This window comes from Pseudomonas japonica, assembly GCF_013522925.1.
Taxonomy (GTDB): domain Bacteria; phylum Pseudomonadota; class Gammaproteobacteria; order Pseudomonadales; family Pseudomonadaceae; genus Aquipseudomonas; species Aquipseudomonas japonica_A.
In genome coordinates this window covers 169,410-185,947 of sequence record NZ_JAAMQU010000008.1, presented here as the reverse complement: position 1 = coordinate 185,947, position 16,538 = coordinate 169,410, and the positions used below count along the sequence as shown (strand labels likewise).

10 protein-coding genes are annotated in these 16,538 nt (G+C 62.2%); 7 read left to right on the top strand and 3 right to left on the bottom strand.

What is annotated here, in order from left to right; genetic code table 11:
• Positions 1–129: 129 nt before the first annotated feature.
• The 5 genes from ptsP to G7016_RS14785 all read left to right on the top strand — a co-directional run bounded on the left by ptsP (position 130) and on the right by G7016_RS14785 (position 8,892).
• Entirely contained in the window at positions 130–2,994 is a 2,865-nt protein-coding gene (ptsP, locus tag G7016_RS14805; RefSeq protein ID WP_181115568.1) for a phosphoenolpyruvate--protein phosphotransferase, read from the top strand.
• Positions 2,994–3,950, top strand: a complete 957-nt coding sequence (gene pfkB, locus G7016_RS14800; protein WP_181115763.1) for a 1-phosphofructokinase — start codon at positions 2,994–2,996, stop codon at positions 3,948–3,950. The genes ptsP and pfkB overlap by 1 nt, the downstream gene beginning before the upstream one ends.
• Positions 3,947–5,677 carry a PTS fructose-like transporter subunit IIB gene (locus G7016_RS14795; protein ID WP_181115566.1) on the top strand — a complete coding sequence of 577 codons (1,731 nt, stop codon included), beginning with the start codon at positions 3,947–3,949 and terminating at the stop codon, positions 5,675–5,677. The genes pfkB and G7016_RS14795 overlap by 4 nt, the downstream gene beginning before the upstream one ends.
• 99 nt (positions 5,678–5,776) lie before the next feature.
• Positions 5,777–7,330 (top strand): alkaline phosphatase D family protein, encoded by a 1,554-nt coding sequence (locus tag G7016_RS14790; protein WP_181115564.1) that lies wholly within the window; start codon positions 5,777–5,779, stop codon positions 7,328–7,330.
• Between the two features lie 203 nt (positions 7,331–7,533).
• A complete protein-coding gene (locus G7016_RS14785; protein ID WP_181115761.1) occupies positions 7,534–8,892 on the top strand; it encodes a Fic family protein in 1,359 nt (452 codons plus the stop codon).
• A 150-nt stretch (positions 8,893–9,042) separates the two neighbouring features.
• On the opposite strand, the gene G7016_RS14780 is transcribed toward G7016_RS14785, so the two are convergent.
• Positions 9,043–11,394: a PepSY domain-containing protein gene (locus tag G7016_RS14780; protein ID WP_181115562.1), complete on the bottom strand. Its 2,352-nt coding sequence runs from the start codon at positions 11,392–11,394 to the stop codon at positions 9,043–9,045.
• An 89-nt stretch (positions 11,395–11,483) separates the two neighbouring features.
• Positions 11,484–13,745, bottom strand: coding sequence for a TonB-dependent receptor (locus tag G7016_RS14775; protein ID WP_181115560.1), 2,262 nt, complete (start codon positions 13,743–13,745; stop codon positions 11,484–11,486).
• 202 nt (positions 13,746–13,947) lie between these two features.
• On the opposite strand from G7016_RS14775, the gene G7016_RS14770 reads away from it, so the two are divergent.
• Together G7016_RS14770 and G7016_RS14765 are read left to right on the top strand one after the other, a co-directional pair.
• Positions 13,948–14,628, top strand: coding sequence for a Fe2+-dependent dioxygenase (locus G7016_RS14770; RefSeq protein ID WP_181115557.1), 681 nt, complete (start codon positions 13,948–13,950; stop codon positions 14,626–14,628).
• Positions 14,625–15,377, top strand: a complete 753-nt coding sequence (locus G7016_RS14765) for a tetratricopeptide repeat protein (RefSeq protein ID WP_181115554.1) — start codon at positions 14,625–14,627, stop codon at positions 15,375–15,377. Before G7016_RS14770 ends, G7016_RS14765 begins: the two co-directional genes overlap by 4 nt.
• Here G7016_RS14765 and G7016_RS14760 read toward each other — a convergent pair.
• Positions 15,374–16,537, bottom strand: a complete 1,164-nt coding sequence (locus G7016_RS14760) for a type III PLP-dependent enzyme (RefSeq protein ID WP_181115551.1) — start codon at positions 16,535–16,537, stop codon at positions 15,374–15,376. The genes G7016_RS14765 and G7016_RS14760 overlap by 4 nt on opposite strands.
• Position 16,538 lies beyond the last annotated feature (1 nt).

Sequence of the window (16,538 nt, the reverse complement as noted above, 5' to 3'; positions counted from 1 at the left end):
GTCTCAACTTTAGCGGCACGCCGCAGCGGTAGGGCGGGGCATTGCTCACCAATGAGAATAGCCTCGCGAACTGAAACACTCACAACAATACCTGAGCGCCCGTCCAGCGGCGCATGAAAGGAGTCAGGCATGCTCGAGCTCACCTCAGAGCAGATTTCCATGGGGCAGGCTGCCGCCGATAAACCTGCCGCGTTGCGCCTGCTGGCCGAGCGGCTGGTCGCCGATGGGCTGGTTGCTGAAGGTTACCTGCAAGGCCTGCAAGACCGGGAGGCGCAAGGGTCGACCTACCTGGGCCAAGGCATCGCCATTCCCCATGGCACCCCCGCCACGCGTGATCAGGTATTCACCACCGGCGTGCGCCTGTTGCAGTTCCCCGAAGGGGTGGATTGGGGCGACGGCCAGCAGGTGTACCTGGCGATCGGTATCGCGGCCAAGTCGGATGAACACCTGCGCCTGCTGCAGTTGCTGACCCGCGCGCTGGGTGAAACCGACCTGGGTGAGGCGCTGCGGCGTGCGAGCACGCCTGAAGCGCTGCTCAAACTGCTGCAGGGCGCGCCCCAGGCCCTGGCCCTGGATGCCCAGATGGTAGGGCTGAGCGTGCCCGTCGAGGATTTCGAAGAGCTGGTATGGCGCGGCGCTCGCTTGCTTCGCCAGGCCGATTGCGTGAGCTCAGGCTTTGCCGGCGTGCTGCAGCAGCTGGCGCCTTTGCCGCTGGGCGAGGGCCTGTGGTGGTTGCACAGTGAGCAAGGTGTGAGCCGCCCCGGCCTTGCCTTTGTAACCCCGGAGCGGCCGCTGGCCTACGAAGGGCAACCGGTGAATGGGTTGTTCTGCCTCGCCAGCCTGGGTGAGGCCCATGAGGCGCTGCTTGAGCGGCTGTGTGCCCTGTTGATTGCCGGTAGAGGTGAAGAGCTTTTCCATGCCGCCAACAGCCGCGCGGTGCTCGAAGTGTTGGGCGGCGATGTTCCACCGGATTGGCCCAGCGTGCAGGTAACCCTGGCCAATGCCCATGGCCTGCACGCGCGCCCCGCAAAAGAACTCGCACAGTTGGCCAAAGGCTTCGAAGGCGAAATACACGTGCGCCTGGTGGGCAGTGGCGAAGCGGCTGTGTCGGCCAAAAGCCTTAGCCGCCTGCTGAGCCTGGGCGCGCGTCGCGGGCAGGTACTCGAACTGGCGGCCGAACCTTCCATTGCCGCCGATGCCTTGCCTGCGTTGTTGGCAGCCATCGAGCAAGGGCTGGGTGAAGAGGTGGAACCCTTGCCGGTCGCCACGCCCGACGCGCTGGAAGCAGCCCCGAGTGTGCGCGTCGATGTTCCCGCCCCTGCGGCGGGCTCTATCCTCCGCGCCGTAGCGGCGGCGCCCGGCATCGCCATCGGTCCCGCCCACGTGGACGTGCCACAACACTTTGATTATGCACCCCGCGGCGCTTCCCCGGCCGCTGAACAGCAGCGGCTGGAAGGCGCTGTCGGCGCGGTGCGTACAGACATTCAACAGCTGGTTGAGCGCGGCACGGCGCAGTCGATCCGCGATATTTTTATTACCCACCTGGAAATGCTCGATGACCCGGCCCTGACTGAGGAGGTTGCCCAGCGCTTGCGCCAGGGGGACAGCGCCGAGGCCGCGTGGGTAACCGTGATCGAAACGGCCGCCAAGCGCCAGGAGGCCCTGCACGATGCGTTGCTGGCCGAGCGCGCCGCCGACCTGCGCGACATCGGCCGGCGGGTACTCGCCCAGTTGTGCGGAGTAGAAGCCCGCCGGGCCCCGGATGAGCCGTATGTGTTGGTGATGGACGAAGTAGGGCCATCCGACGTCGCCCGCCTGGACCCTGCCCGAGTGGCGGGCATCCTCACCGCCCGTGGCGGCGCGACCGCCCATAGCGCCATTGTTGCCCGCGCCCTGGGCATTCCCGCGGTGGTGGGTGCGGGCGAAACCGTACTGCGCATCGCCCCGGGCACCACGCTATTGCTTGACGGCCAGCGCGGCCTGGCGACCGTGGCCCCGGCCGAAGCGGTGTTGGTGCGTGCCCGTACCGAGCGTGACGAACGTGCTGCCCGGTTGGCGGCGGCGGCCGAGCGCCGGCATGAACCGGCGGTCACGCAGGACGGCCATGCCGTGGAAGTGTTCGCCAACATTGGCGAGGCGTCAGCCGTGGCCAAGGCGGTGGAGCAGGGGGCGGAAGGTATTGGCCTGCTGCGCACCGAGCTGATTTTCATGGCGCACCCGCAAGCGCCGGACGAAGCGACTCAGCGCGCCGAATACCTGCGCGTGCTCGAAGGCCTGGAAGGGCGCCCGCTGGTGGTGCGCACCCTGGACGTAGGCGGCGACAAGCCGTTGCCTTACTGGCCTATCGCGCCGGAAGAAAACCCCTTCCTGGGCGTGCGCGGCATACGCCTCACGTTGCAACGCCCGGATGTGATGGAAACACAACTGCGTGCCCTGCTGCAGGCCGGGCAAGGCCGCCCGCTGCGCATCATGTTCCCGATGGTGGCCACCACTGAAGAGTGGCGCCAGGGGCGGGCCATGGTGGAGCGCCTGCGCCTCGAACATCCGGTCGAGGATTTGCAGGTGGGCATCATGATCGAAGTGCCTTCGGCCGCGCTATTGGCGCCCGTGCTGGCCACGGAAGTGGACTTCTTCAGCATTGGTACCAATGACCTTACCCAATACACCCTGGCCATGGACCGCGGCCACCCTACGCTGTCTGCCCAGGCGGATGGGCTGCACCCTGCCGTGTTGCAACTGATCGACATTACCGTGCGCGCCGCCCATGCCCATGGCAAGTGGGTAGGCGTGTGCGGCGAGCTGGCCGCCGACCCCGTGGCGGTACCGCTGCTGGTGGGGCTTGGCGTGGACGAGTTAAGCGTGTCGGCGCGCAGCATCGCCGAAGTGAAGGCGGGCGTACGGGCCCTGACCCTGACCAAGGCCCAAGCGCTGGCGCGGCAGGCACTGACAGCCGCGAGCGCGGGCGACGTACGTGCCCTGGTGGAGAATGCATGATGGCAAGGATACTGACGATTACCCTCAACCCCGCCCTGGACCTCACGGTGGAGTTGGCCACCCTGCGAGTCGGCGAGGTGAACCGTGGCGACGCACTGCATGTGCACGCTGCCGGCAAAGGCCTGAACGTGGCACAGGTACTGGCGGACCTCGGCCATGAACTCACCGTGACCGGCTTTCTGGGCGATGACAACAGCGCACGCTTCGAAACGCTGTTCCGCGAGCGCGGTTTCACCGATGCCTTCGTTCGAGTGCCCGGCGAAACCCGTCGCAACATCAAGCTGGCCGAGCGTGACGGGCGCGTGACCGATGTGAACGGCACCGGCCCGGAGGTATCCGCCGACGCCCAGGCGCACCTGCTGGCACGGTTGCCCGATATTGCCAAAGGGCATGATCTGGCGATCGTGGCCGGCAGCCTGCCGCGCGGCGTGAGCGTGCAATGGTTGCAGCAACTGCTCGACACTTTGCGCGGGCTGAATATCCGGGTAGCGCTGGACACCAGCGGCGCCGCGCTGAAGGCCGGCCTGGCCTGCCAGCCCTGGCTGGTCAAACCCAACACGGACGAGCTGGCCGAAGCGCTTGGCGCCTGCGTCGAAAACCTCGCCCATCAGGGCACTGCCGCCAAGGCGCTGCATGCCCGAGGTATCGAGCACGTGGTGATTTCCCAGGGCGCCCAAGGCGTGAGCTGGTTCCGGCCCGGCCTTGCCCTGCATGCCTTGCCACCCACGGTGGCGGTAGCGAGCACGGTAGGGGCCGGGGATTCGCTGCTGGCGGGGATGGTCCATGGCCTGCTGACCGAGGCCAGCGCAGAGAACACGCTGCGCACCGCTACCGCCATTGCCGCCATGGCCGTGACCCAGATCGGGTTCGGCATTGCTGACCGTGCGGCGTTGGCCGGGCTGGAAAGCGGGGTGAGCGTTCGCCCCCTGGCAACTGTCGAGGAGGTGTCGCCATGAAGCTCGCCATTATCACCGCCTGCCCGAACGGGCGTATTTCCAGCGTGCTCAGCGCCCGCCTGCTCGATGGCGCTGCCCAGCGCAGGGGCTGGAGCACCTGCGTGGAAATCTACGATCCGCAGCATCCGGAACGGCACCTTTCGCCGCTCAACATCGAGGAAGCGGACTGGGTGCTGGTGGTGAATACCGGCCCGGTGGACCTCGCCCGACTGCGCGGCAAACGCGTATTTCAAAGCACGCCGGCCGAAGCGCTGGGCAATGTGGACGCCTTCCTCGACCGTGCAATGGCCGAGGCGAGGCCCTATGAGCCCGGCGCCGAAGCCCCTGCGGCCAGTGCTACCGAGCAGCCTCGGCTGGTCGCGATCACCGCGTGCCCTACCGGTGTAGCGCATACGTTCATGGCCGCCGAGGCGCTGCAACAGGCGGCAACGCAGCTGGGCTATTCGCTGAAGGTTGAAACCCAAGGCTCGGTGGGCGCGCGTAACCCGCTCAGCGCCGAGGATATAGCGGCGGCGGACGTGGTGCTGTTGGCCTGTGATATCGAGGTGGCCACGGAGCGCTTCGCCGGCAAACGGATTTTCCGCTGTGGTACCGGTATCGCTCTCAAGCAATCCAAGGCCATGCTGGACAAGGCCCTGGCCGAAGCGCGGGTGGAAGGTACCGCAGCGGCCGGTGGCGCCGCGCCTGCCAGCCAGGAAAAACGCGGCGTGTACAAACACCTGCTCACGGGCGTGTCGTTCATGCTGCCGATGGTGGTGGCCGGTGGCCTGTTGATCGCGCTGTCGTTCGTGTTCGGGATCGAGGCCTTCAAGCAGCCGGGTACGCTTCCGGCAGCCCTGAAACAGATCGGCGATGCCGCGTTCACCCTCATGGTGCCGTTGCTGGCGGGCTACATTGCATGGTCCATTGCGGACCGCCCCGGCCTTGCCCCAGGCCTGATCGGTGGGCTGTTGGCGAGCACGCTCGGCGCTGGCTTCATCGGCGGCATCCTGGCGGGCTTTATTGCCGGGTACAGCGCCAAGGGGATCACCCGGGCGGCGCGCTTGCCGGCCAGTTTGGAATCGCTCAAGCCCATCTTGATCATCCCCTTGCTAGCGAGCCTGTTTACCGGCCTGGTCATGATCTACGTGGTGGGCGCGCCGGTGGCCGGTATGCTCCATGCCCTCACAGACTTCCTCAACAGCATGGGCACCACCAACGCGGTGCTGCTGGGCATTCTGCTGGGCGGGATGATGTGCGTCGACCTCGGCGGCCCGATCAACAAGGCCGCGTATGCATTCTCCGTGGGGCTGCTGGCCGGGCAGACCACCGGCCCGATGGCAGCGACCATGGCCGCCGGGATGGTGCCACCGATTGGCCTGGGCCTTGCCAGCCTGCTGGCGCGCAGCAAGTTCGCCCAGGCTGAACGGGAGGCGGGCAAAGCGGCGGTTATTCTGGGGCTGTGCTTCATTTCCGAAGGCGCCATCCCGTTTGCCGCCAAGGACCCGCTGCGGGTTATCCCGGCTTCGATGCTGGGCGGGGCGCTTACCGGCGCGCTGTCGATGTATTTCGGTTGCAAGTTGGTAGCGCCGCATGGCGGTTTGTTCGTGTTGTTGATTCCCAACGCTATCAACCACGCCCTGCTGTACCTGCTGGCAATCGTGGCGGGCAGCCTGCTGACCGCAGTGGTGTACGCGCTGCTCAAGAAAGCCGAAACGGCCCCCTTGGTAGTGCCTGAAGCTGCATGAACCACGGCCGGCCTGGGCGAGCCTGGGCCGGCCGTACATGTTGCTGTCATCTTTGTGCCGTTAATTAGGCTCCTTCATACCCCGTGAAGGAGCACCCCCATGAGTGAATTCCCCATTGCCCGCCGTCGTCTGCTCCAAGGCGTGGGCGCGGGCTTGCTGCTGCCTGGCCTCGCCCCGGCGGTACTGGCATCGGTCAAGGATCGGCCGCAGCTGACAGATGGGGTGCAGTCGGGCGATCCGCTCGGTGATCGGGCCATGATCTGGAGCCGCTGCGACCGCCCCGCCAAACTCGTGGTGGAGTGGGATACCCGCAGCGTGTTCAGCCAGCCGAGGCGGGTGACCTCGGCGTTGGTAGATGCCAGCAGCGACTTCACTGGCCGCGTGGAATTGACCGGGCTGCCGGCGGGGCAGGCGATCTTCTATCGGCTGTGGTTCGAGGACGGCAACACCGGTGTAGCCAGCGAGCCATGGTTCGGGCACTTGCGCAGCGTGCCTGCCCAGCCGCGAAACATTCGTTTCGTGTGGAGCGGCGATACCGTGGGGCAGGGCTTCGGGATCAACCCTGATATCGGCGGCATGCGCATTTATGAAGCCATGCGGCTGCGGCTGCCGGATTTCTTTATTCACAGCGGCGACACCATTTACGCTGACGGCCCGGTACCCGCGCAGCTCACCACGGAAGACGGGCGCATCTGGCGCAACCTCACCAGCGAAGCCAAGAGCAAGGTGGCCGAAACGCTGGGCGATTACCGCGGCAACTATCGCTACAACTTGATGGACGAGAACGTACGCCGGTTCAACGCCGAGGTGCCGCAGATCTGGCAGTGGGACGACCACGAAGTGGTGAACAACTGGTCACCCAGCAAGCAGCTTGACGAGCGTTACCGCACGCGTGACATCCAGCAGCTGGTGGCGCCGGCACGCCAGGCCTGGCTGGAATATTCACCCATGCGCCCGCAGCGGGGCGATGGGGGCCGGCGGGTTTACCGGCGTATCCCGTACGGGCCTACGCTGGATGTGTTCGTGCTGGACATGCGCAGCTACCGCGGCGGCAACGATGCCAACCTGGGCGAAACCATGAATGCCGACAGTGCGTTCATGGGGCGCGAGCAACTGGATTGGCTCAAGGCAGAATTGGCAGCATCCCGCGCACAATGGAAGGTGGTCGCCGCCGACATGCCGATTGGCCTGGGTGTGCCTGATGGTGAGGTAAGCCCCGGGGTAGGGCGCTGGGAAGCGATCGCCAACGGTGACAACGGGCCGGCCAAGGGGCGAGAGCTGGAGATGGCCGAACTGCTCGGCCACCTGCGCCAACAGCAGGTGAAGAACACCGTATGGCTGACGGCCGACGTGCACTACTGCGCCGCCCACCACTACCACCCCGATCGCGCGGCGTTCCAGGATTTCGACCCGTTCTGGGAGTTCGTGGCGGGGCCGTTGAACGCTGGCAGCTTCGGCCCCAACCCGCTGGACCTCACCTTCGGCCCTGAAGTGGTGTTTCAGAAGGCACCCGCGAAACAAAACGCCTCGCCCTTTGCCGGGTACCAGTTTTTCGGCGAAGTGAACATAGAAGCCCAGAGCGGCGAGCTTACGGTCACCCTGCGCGACCTGGACGGCGTGGCAGTGTTCGAGCAGAGATTGCAACCCGCGTGAATCAGTAGCCTCCCTGATTGCGCAGCTGGATGCAGCGTCGACCGCCTGTAAAGGCGGAAGACCCCACTCCCCCAGCGCTCCAAAACCACCTACGGCCCAAGCTTGTAGCGCCGAGTCTGTTCCCAAATCACTGTCTCAATTTTCTAGAAAATTGAAATGCTATGCCTTACGCTGTCTCAAACCGAGGGATTTTTGAGATGAGCTTGATCAAATCGCCACCACCGCCACTGGGTAACCCCTTCAGTGTGCTACTGGAAAAGTATCCGGGCCGGCTAGGGGAGTACATGGAATTTAGCCATCCCCTTGACTCAAAGGGTCGGTATCTCCATTTCGACAGATTTAGGTTCAAGGTCAAGAAGGATATCGATGTAGAGCTTGCTTGGTCTATTACGAAGATGGCTAGGCGGCAACAGCTTTCACCGATATTAGAGCTGGGTGAGCCCCCTCGGATGTGTAATTTTTTATATACTCCCGCTACTCATATGGCTATATCGGCATGCGACCAGCATACAACCACAGCCGCTTTGGAATGGATGTGCTCTAATATTGGTGAGCGCAAGCATATACAATATTTGCTGAATGATCTCGTTGAGGACGAAGCTATAAGTAGTAGTCAGCTTGAAGGCGCCGCAACTACAACAAAGGCGGCCAAGGATCTATTGAAAAGAACGAAAGGACCTAGAACTCCTGACGAAAAAATGATCCTGGGAAATTTCAAAATGATGAACTGCGCATGGGAGGCGCGTAACAAAGATCTTACGTTGGAATTGATAGCCGAGTTTCATCAGACGGGGGTGGAAGGCATTGATGATGAGAAATACCATCCGGGAGAATTCAAGACTGACGATGATGTGGTCGTCGGGGATGGGAGCGGGGGTATCGCTCACCAACCGCCACCGGTGTCGAACCTTGACGGCCGCTTGGCTGCGGTCATTGAGTGGATAAATTTCAATCATACGGATATGAACACCAAGCATTACATTCACCCTTTGGTGAAGGCAATCGTCATCCACTTCATTATTGGCTACGAGCACCCATTTAATGACGGTAATGGCCGCGTAGCGCGAGCACTTTTTTATTGGTATTTGTTCAAGAGTGGCTTTGGTGCTTTCAGGTACATCGCTATCAGTTCGTTGTTAAAGTCTGCGCCGATACAGTATGGAAAGAGTTATCTGTATACCGAAACCGACGACATGGATCTGACCTATTTTATAGATTACCAATGTAGGATTATCGTCAGAGCGGTAACGCAATTCCGAACTGCATATGAGAAGGCAGTTGAAGGCATGGCGAATTTCAATGCGTTTCTCTATCAGTCCGGGCTGTATTCAAAACTTTCGGAGAAGCAGAGGGTGGTATTCAATGTCGCGAAATCAGGAGTTGCGCAGGAATTTACCATAACAAATGTAAAAGAAAATCTGGGGTGCGCCTATAATACGGCGGCGGCGGTGCTGAATGGCCTTGTTGACCTGAAGCTTTTTAGCAAGAAGAAATATGGTAATGAGTGGGTGTTTTCAATGAACGATGCTAGCCAGATTGTTAGCGGTTGGAAAACCGTATGAGGGCCAGCAGCAACCTACTCCGATCATTCGTTGCAGGCCCGGCCGAAGGCTGCATGCCTTAGGCCCTGTAAGTGGTATGTCAAGCAAGCACCGCCCCTATACTCCAGCCTACCCAGTTCTAGGGCAGTGCCTGCTTCTCAGAGGCAGGTATCAGTACACATCCCGCCGATACCGCCCACTGGCGATGAGCGCATCTACCTCGGCGTCGCCCAGTACTTCACGCAGGGCGGCGTCAACGCCTTGGGCCATGCCCTCCAGGCTGCCGCATACATAGATCGAGGCGCCGTCTGCAATCCAATGGCGAAGGCCGGTGGCGGCCTCTCGCACCACATGCTGCACGTAGCGTTTCTGCACCTGATCGCGGGAGAACACTGTGTCCAGGCGAGCCAGATCGCCACTGGCGTGCCAGCCCTTGAGCTGGGCCTCATGGAAGAAATCCGTAGCGCTGTTGCGCTCGCCGAAGATCAGCCAGGTACGGCGCTGGGCAGCCTGGATACGCGCCTTGGCCAGCCCCAGCAAACCGGCCAGCCCGCTGCCGTTACCGATCAGGATCACCGGCCGGTCATCCTCGGGTAGATGAAAATTGCTGTTGCGCCGTACCCGGGCCTCTATCACGGCGCCCAAAGGCGCTGCTGTAGTGAGCCAACCGGAGCACACGCCCAGGCGGCCGTCGCTCAGGCTATGCTGGCGCACCAGCAGTCGCACGCAGCCTTCGCTCGGCAACGACGCAATGGAATAGGCCCGGGGTTGGGTAGCCAGCGCCTGGCCTGGTGGCAGGATTTCCACTACGTCACCGGCCTGCCATGTGGCTTGCGCAGGCGGCGCGAGTTCCAGCTCGAACAGCGGGGCGCCAGCACTGCCGGGGTTAAGCAATGTACGCTGGGCCAGCCGCCACTGTTGCCATGGGGCGGGCCCTGTTTGTGTGGCGTCGGCCGCGCAATACGCCGCCAGGTGAGTGCTCCATTGCTCCAGGTTCGCGGGGCTGCCGCTGTCCACCTCAACCGTTGGGAACAGCGCCCGCGCGCCTTGGGCGTCGAGCCAGCCTGCGAGCCTGCGGCCAAAACCGCAGAAGTTTTGGTAACTCCGGTCGCCGAGCGCCAACAGGGCATATTCCAGTTGCGGCAACGGCCACTGACGTACCGCCAGCTGCTTTTCGAATAGCCGAGCCGAGTCCGGGGCCTCGCCGTCGCCGAATGTGCTCACCACAAACAACGCCCGTTGCGCGCTTTTGAGGTCGCTCTCGCTTACGGCCGCCAGTGCTACAACGCGCGCGCCCTGGCCTCCGGCCTGCAGCCTGGCCGCTGCCTGCCATGCCAGCTGTTCGGCGAAGCCACTCTGGCTGGCAAACACAACAAGCCAGCCTTCCCGGTGGCCGTCCAGCCCTTGCTGGCTGAGGCGGATGTGGCGCTTCTTGCGTCGGCGGTCCAGGTACAACAGCCAGCCGGTGATGAAAAACAGCGGCATGCACAGGCTGGCGGCGGTCATCAACAGCCGGCCAGGCAGGCCGAAGAAGGCGCCGGTGTGTACCGCGTAGTTGCTCGAAAACAACTGCTCCCCAAGTGGTTTGTCGGCATAGCGTTCATGCTTGAGCACCGCACCGGTGACCGGGTTCAGTACCATTTGGTTGAAGGCACGGTCATGGGGTGAAGTCGTCAGCAGATAGAAGCCATTCGCGGGCTGGCCGGGCGCTGCCGGCAGGCGCAGGTTGATGCTGCTTGTGTGGGGGCCACCGGCCTGCTGGATCGAAGCCCAGATCGCATCCCAGTTCACTTGTGGCGCGGGGCCCGGGGCAGGGCGGCCTCGGGCTTCGCCACCACGTTGCGCTATCACCGCACCGGTCATCACGCGTGAGGCCCCATCGCGGAACCAGTCGTAAGACCAGATCAACCCGGTAACAGCTGCAATCAGATAGAACAGCAAACACCAGGTGCCTGCCACCGCGTGCAGGTCCCAGTTGAAGGCCCGGCCCTTTTTCGCCCAGTTGAACGTGAGCCAGGTACGCCAGCGCAGCGGGTTTTTCGGCCAGCGCAGGTACAACCCGGAGAGGCAAAAGAACAGCAGTATCAGCGTGCAGGCCGCGGTGATTTGCTTGCCGGTTTCACCGATGGCAAGGAAGCGATGCAGCTGCAGTACAAAGCCGAAGAAGCCTTGGCCCACTACACGGCCTTGCAGCTCGCCGGTGTAAGGGTCGAAGTACCGCATGGGCCCGCGCCGCTGGCCGGGCGCCGGGGCGTAGAAGGCCTGTGATGCCGGCCCGGTGCCGATATGTACCCACATCCCGGTGACCTTGCCGGCGCCCTCGGCTTCAAGCCGCTGCACCAGCTCGGAAGCGGGCAATAGGCCTGTTTCCCGGGCCTGTACTTGCGAGGTATCAGGGTTCAGCGCCTGCAGTATCTCTTCCTGGAAGGAATACAACGCGCCGGTAAGGCCCATCAGTGAAAGCACCAGGCCTGCGGTAATACCGAACAGCCAGTGAAGTTGAAAAATGGTTTTCTTGAACACGACGCCTGCCTGCTGGCTGCAATTTGCGAATGGCCCGAACAGCAAAAACCCCGCTGACCGAAGTGAGCGGGGTGGTTCGCCGGGTTGAGTTAGAAGTGGACGTTTGTGCTGAACAATACCGTCCGGCCGGCGGCCTGCGTGGCGAAGTGCGACGCGTAGGCCTTGTCGTAATAGGTTTTGTCGGTGAGGTTCTGCACGTTCACCTGGAAGTCTACGGTCTTGTTGAGCTTGTAGGCTGCCATGGCGTCGTAACGGGTGTACGAAGGAATGTACACGGTATTGCCTGTATCGCCGTACACATCATCAACATAAAACGCACCGCCACCCACGGTGAGTTTCGGCATCAGCTCGTAGGTTGTCCACAGGCTGAAGCTGTTCTTCGGGGTGTTGGGCATCTCGTTACCGGAAGCCTGCGCGGCGCCTGCTGTGACGGCCCCGTTACGGCCGGTCAGCCCTGCGTCCACCAGTTCGCTGTCCAGGTAGCTGTAGCCCGCGAACACCTGCCATTTATCGGTGATCTTGCCGCTGGCGGACAGCTCCACGCCGTCCACTCGGGATTTGCCCGCGTTTTGGTAACTGTTGGTGCTCACCAGAACGCGCGTGTTGTCCTTCTCTGTGCGGAAGATCGCGGCCGCCAGCGATACTCGCTCGTTGAACAGATCCCACTTGGTGCCGATTTCATAGTTCTTTGTGGTTTCCGGTTCCAGTTCGCTGGAAGCGGTGCCGGCGCTGAGCGGGTTGCCTTCGGAGCCATCGCCTACCAGCCCGCCGGGCGGGGTAGCCGAAGTAGCAAACGACGCATAAATGCTGCCGTTTTCCGTTGGCTTGAAGGTTATACCTGCCTGCCAGTTCCAGAAGTTGCTGTCGTTGGTCGCATGAGCGGTTGGCGAATTGGCCGTTGTATCGAAGCTGTCGTAACGCGCGCCCAGGTTGAGCAGCCACTGGGGGTCGAGCTCGATGGTGTCGAAGGCATACAGCGAGCGCGTGTTGGCTGCGGTCTCGGTGGTTACCCGGTTGCGGGTAATGCTGCCGCCGTAGGCGTCATTCGGATTGGGATCGCTCAACGAGGTGCAGTTGCCAGCAACACTGTTGCCGTTACCCGTGGGGGAGCAATTGGTCAGGCCGCTGGTGCTGTAGGTGTAGCCGCTGACCCGGGTTTTTTCCCGAGTGATTTCCAGGCCGGTGGAGTAATTGTTCTTGAAGCCCAGTGCGTGGAATTCGCCGAACAGGTCTGTCTGGTTAGTGGTCGTTTCGGTCACCGAAACACGGCTATTGGCGCGGCGCCACACGGTGCCGTACTGGCTCACGTTACGCTTGCTGTCATCAGGCTGGGTCAGGAAGTAGTCCTGGCCGGTGTTGCCATGGCGAAGGGTGTTCTTCAGCGTCATGGTGTCGCTGAAGTCATGTTCGAAGGCAATGGTGCTGATGTCGGCGCGGGTCTTGCGGAAGTCGCGGTCCTTGAGCCCGTAGAAATTGCTGCTGTCGCCGCCGTCATCAGGCTTGTCATGACCATGGGCCGTAGCAGTGGGAGAGGCGTAGCCATAGGGAATGCCGGAGTCCGGCAGATCGTCACTTTCCATATGGTAGTAACTGAGGTTCAGCCGGTTTTCAGTGCCCAGGCCAAAGGTCAGAGAAGGCGCCACGCCCCAACGGTCGTAATCGATTGCATCGCGGCCGGCCACGTTTTGCTCGTGGCTCATCAGGTTCAGGCGGAAAGCTGCGGTATCCAGGAATTTGCGGTTCACGTCGAGCGTGTAACGGCGGGTCTGGTCCGAGCCATAAACGAAGCCGCCATCGAGGAAATCATAGTCCTTGGGCAGCTTGCTGATCAGGTTCAAGCTACCGCCGGCACTACCCCTGCCGCCCATGGCGGAGTTTGGGCCCTTGCTGACTTCGATGGATTCGATATCGAAGATCTCGCGGCTTTGAGCGCCGGCATCCCGTACGCCGTCGATGTAGGTATCGCCCTGGGCATCGAAGCCCCGGATGATTGGGCGGTCCCCTTGAGGGTTGCCGCCTTCGCCTGCGCCGAAGGTAATGCCCGGCACGGTGCGCAAGGCGTCCTGCAGGGTAGAGGCAGCGGTATCCTTGATGACTTGCTGCGGAACAACAGTGACGGACCGAGGGGTGTCACGGAGGGGGGCGGTATACTTTTGCGACGCCGACTGTTCCACCTGATACGAATCGCTTTGAGCCTTCTCGGTAACCGAGGTAGCACCCAGGGTGACTGCGTTGTCTTCAGCTTCCGCGGCTTGCGCCATTTGCGCGGCGGAAAGGGACGTAATAGCGACCCCGACTGCAGAGGCGATCAGCCGTGGCGAGCCTTGGAATGGTTTGAAATGGCGTGACATTGGATTCCCTCCCCGGGTCTTGAGGCGGCGGAGGATAGGTCAAATGATTATTTGTAACAATTGAGAAAAGATATTGTTTGTCAAAAATTTACATTCTTTACATTTTGAGCAGAAACCTCCGAAACGCTTCACCCTGCGAGACCGCTTGCGGTTGTGAACTGGGAATCAATATCATTGCGCCCTGTTCGCACGAGGCGCCGCCATGCTCATTCAAATACCCGCCGTTTTTGCCCCGGATGAGGTCGCCCGCATCCGCAAGGCGCTTGCCGCCACCGATTGGGCGGATGGCAAGCTTACGGCCGGGTACCAGTCTGCGAAGGCCAAGCACAACCTTCAGTTGCCCGAAGACCATCCATTGTCGCGGGAGATAGGCGCCGCCTTGCTAGAACGGCTGTGGGCCCATCCGCTGTTCCTGTCCGCGGCGTTGCCCCACAAGATTTTCCCGCCGCTGATCAACTGTTACCGAGATGGCGGCAGTTTCGATTTCCACATTGATAACGCCGTGCGCCAGCCGCGAGGCGGTGGCGAGCGCCTGCGTACCGACCTGTCCTCCACGTTGTTTTTAAGCGACCCCGCCGACTACGACGGCGGCGAGCTGGAAATACAGGACACCTTCGGTACCCAAGCCATCAAGCTGGCGGCCGGGGACATGCTGTTGTATCCCGGTACCAGTTTGCACAAGGTTCGGCCGGTGACCCGAGGCGCGCGCTATGCGGCGTTCTTCTGGACGCAAAGCCTGGTGCGCGAAGATGCCCAGCGGGCATTGCTGTTCGAGATGGACGGCGCCATTCAGTCCCTGACCGCCGACGTGCCGGACCATCCCGCGCTGCTTCGGCTGACCGGCAGCTATCACAACCTCCTGCGCCGCTGGGTGGACGTGTGAGCAGCTGGACGCTTCGCCGCGAAGACACCCTCGATGCCGCCCAGTTGAAAGACCAGTTAGCGGATACACCTGCCCGCGCGGCACAGGCCATCCTGGCTGCAGCGAGTGCGGGTGCCGTGGAAGCGCAAGCGCTGCTGGGGCAGATCTTGCTGGACGGCCGTGGCATCGAGCGCGACCCCGCCCTGGCGCTGCGTTGGTTCCAGATCGCCGCCGATGCCGGGCACCTCATGGCCAGGAACATGCTGGGGCGTTGTTGCGAACACGGCTGGGGCTGCGTGCCAAACCTGGCCCGGGCGGCAGCGGAGTACCGCGACTGTGCTGAAAAAGGGCTGGATTGGGGGCTGTATAACCTGGCCAACCTGCTGGCCACCGGGCGCGGCGTGCTTAAAGACGAAGCCGCCGCCCTGGCGTGTTACCGCCGCGCGGCCGAGCAAGGGCATGCCAAGTCCATGAACCTGTATGGCCGATATCTCGAAGAAGGAAATGTATTGCCTCGGGACGTTGCAGCCGCTCATCGCTGGTATCAGCGTTCGGCCGAGAACGGGGATTTTCGCGGGCAGTTCAGCCATGCCGGTGTGCTGATTGCCCAGGGCAGGCTGGAAGAAGGCATGGCCTGGCTGGAGAAGGCCCGCCTCGGTGGTCACGAGCGGTTTCGCCGCACAGCCGCCGAAGCGTTGGCCCAGGCGTGCCAGCCGGAAATTCGGGCGTTGGCGGCGCGCTGGGCCGAAGCTGCTTCGAGCGAAGCTTAGAGGTAGTAGGACTTCAGCGGCGGGAAGCCATTGAATTCCACAGCGCTGTAGCTGGTGGTGTAGGCACCGGTGGACAGCCAGTACAGGCGGTCGCCGCTGGCCAGGTTCAGTGGCAGGCCGTACTTGTAATGCTCGTACATGATGTCGGCGCTGTCGCAGGTTGGCCCGGCGATCACCACTTCTTCCACTTCGCCCTTTTTCTCCACCCAGATCGGGAACTTGATGGATTCGTCGGTAGTTTCGATCAGGCCCGAGAACTTGCCCACATCCGTGTACACCCAACGCTCCACCGCGGTACGCGACTTGCGGGCCACCAGCACCACTTCGCTTACCAGGATGCCAGCGTTGGCAATCAGCGAACGGCCCGGCTCCAGGATGATTTCCGGCAGGTCATCGCCGAAGTCTTCCTTGAGGAAGCGGATGATTTCCTCGGCATAGGTTTCCAGGCTGTTGGTGCGGGTGATGTAGTTGGCCGGGAAGCCACCGCCCATGTTGATCAGCTTGAGTTCGATGCCGTCTTCTTCTTTCAGGCGCTCGAAAATCACTTTTACCTTGGCGATCGCGGCATCCCATACGCTGATGTCACGTTGCTGCGAGCCTACATGGAACGACACGCCATAAGGCACCAGGCCCAGGTCGCGCGCGAGGATCAACAGGTCCATCGCCATGTCGGTCTGGCAGCCGAACTTGCGCGACAGTGGCCAGTCCGCCGTGGTGGAGCCCTCGGTCAGGATGCGTACGTACACTTTCGAGCCCGGCGCGGCCTTGGCGATATTGCGCAGGTCGGCTTCAGAGTCGGTGGCATACAGGCGCACGCCCTTCTCGTAGAAGTAGCGAATGTCCTTGGCTTTCTTGATGGTGTTGCCGTAGCTGATGCGCTCTGGGCCAACGCCGCGGCCCATCACCTTGTCCAGCTCGTAGATCGAGGCGATGTCGAAGCTCGAGCCCTTGTCGCGCAGCAGGTCGATGATCTCCACGGCCGGGTTGGCCTTGACCGCGTAATACACCTTGGCGAATTCGAAACCCGCGCGCAGGTCGTCGTAAGCCTGGCTGATGATCTGGGTATCGATCAGTACGAACGGGGTTTCCTGAGTGTCGGCGAAGGCCTTCATTTTCTGGAAGGTTTCGCGAGGGTAGTAATCTTCAACGTTGATCGACATG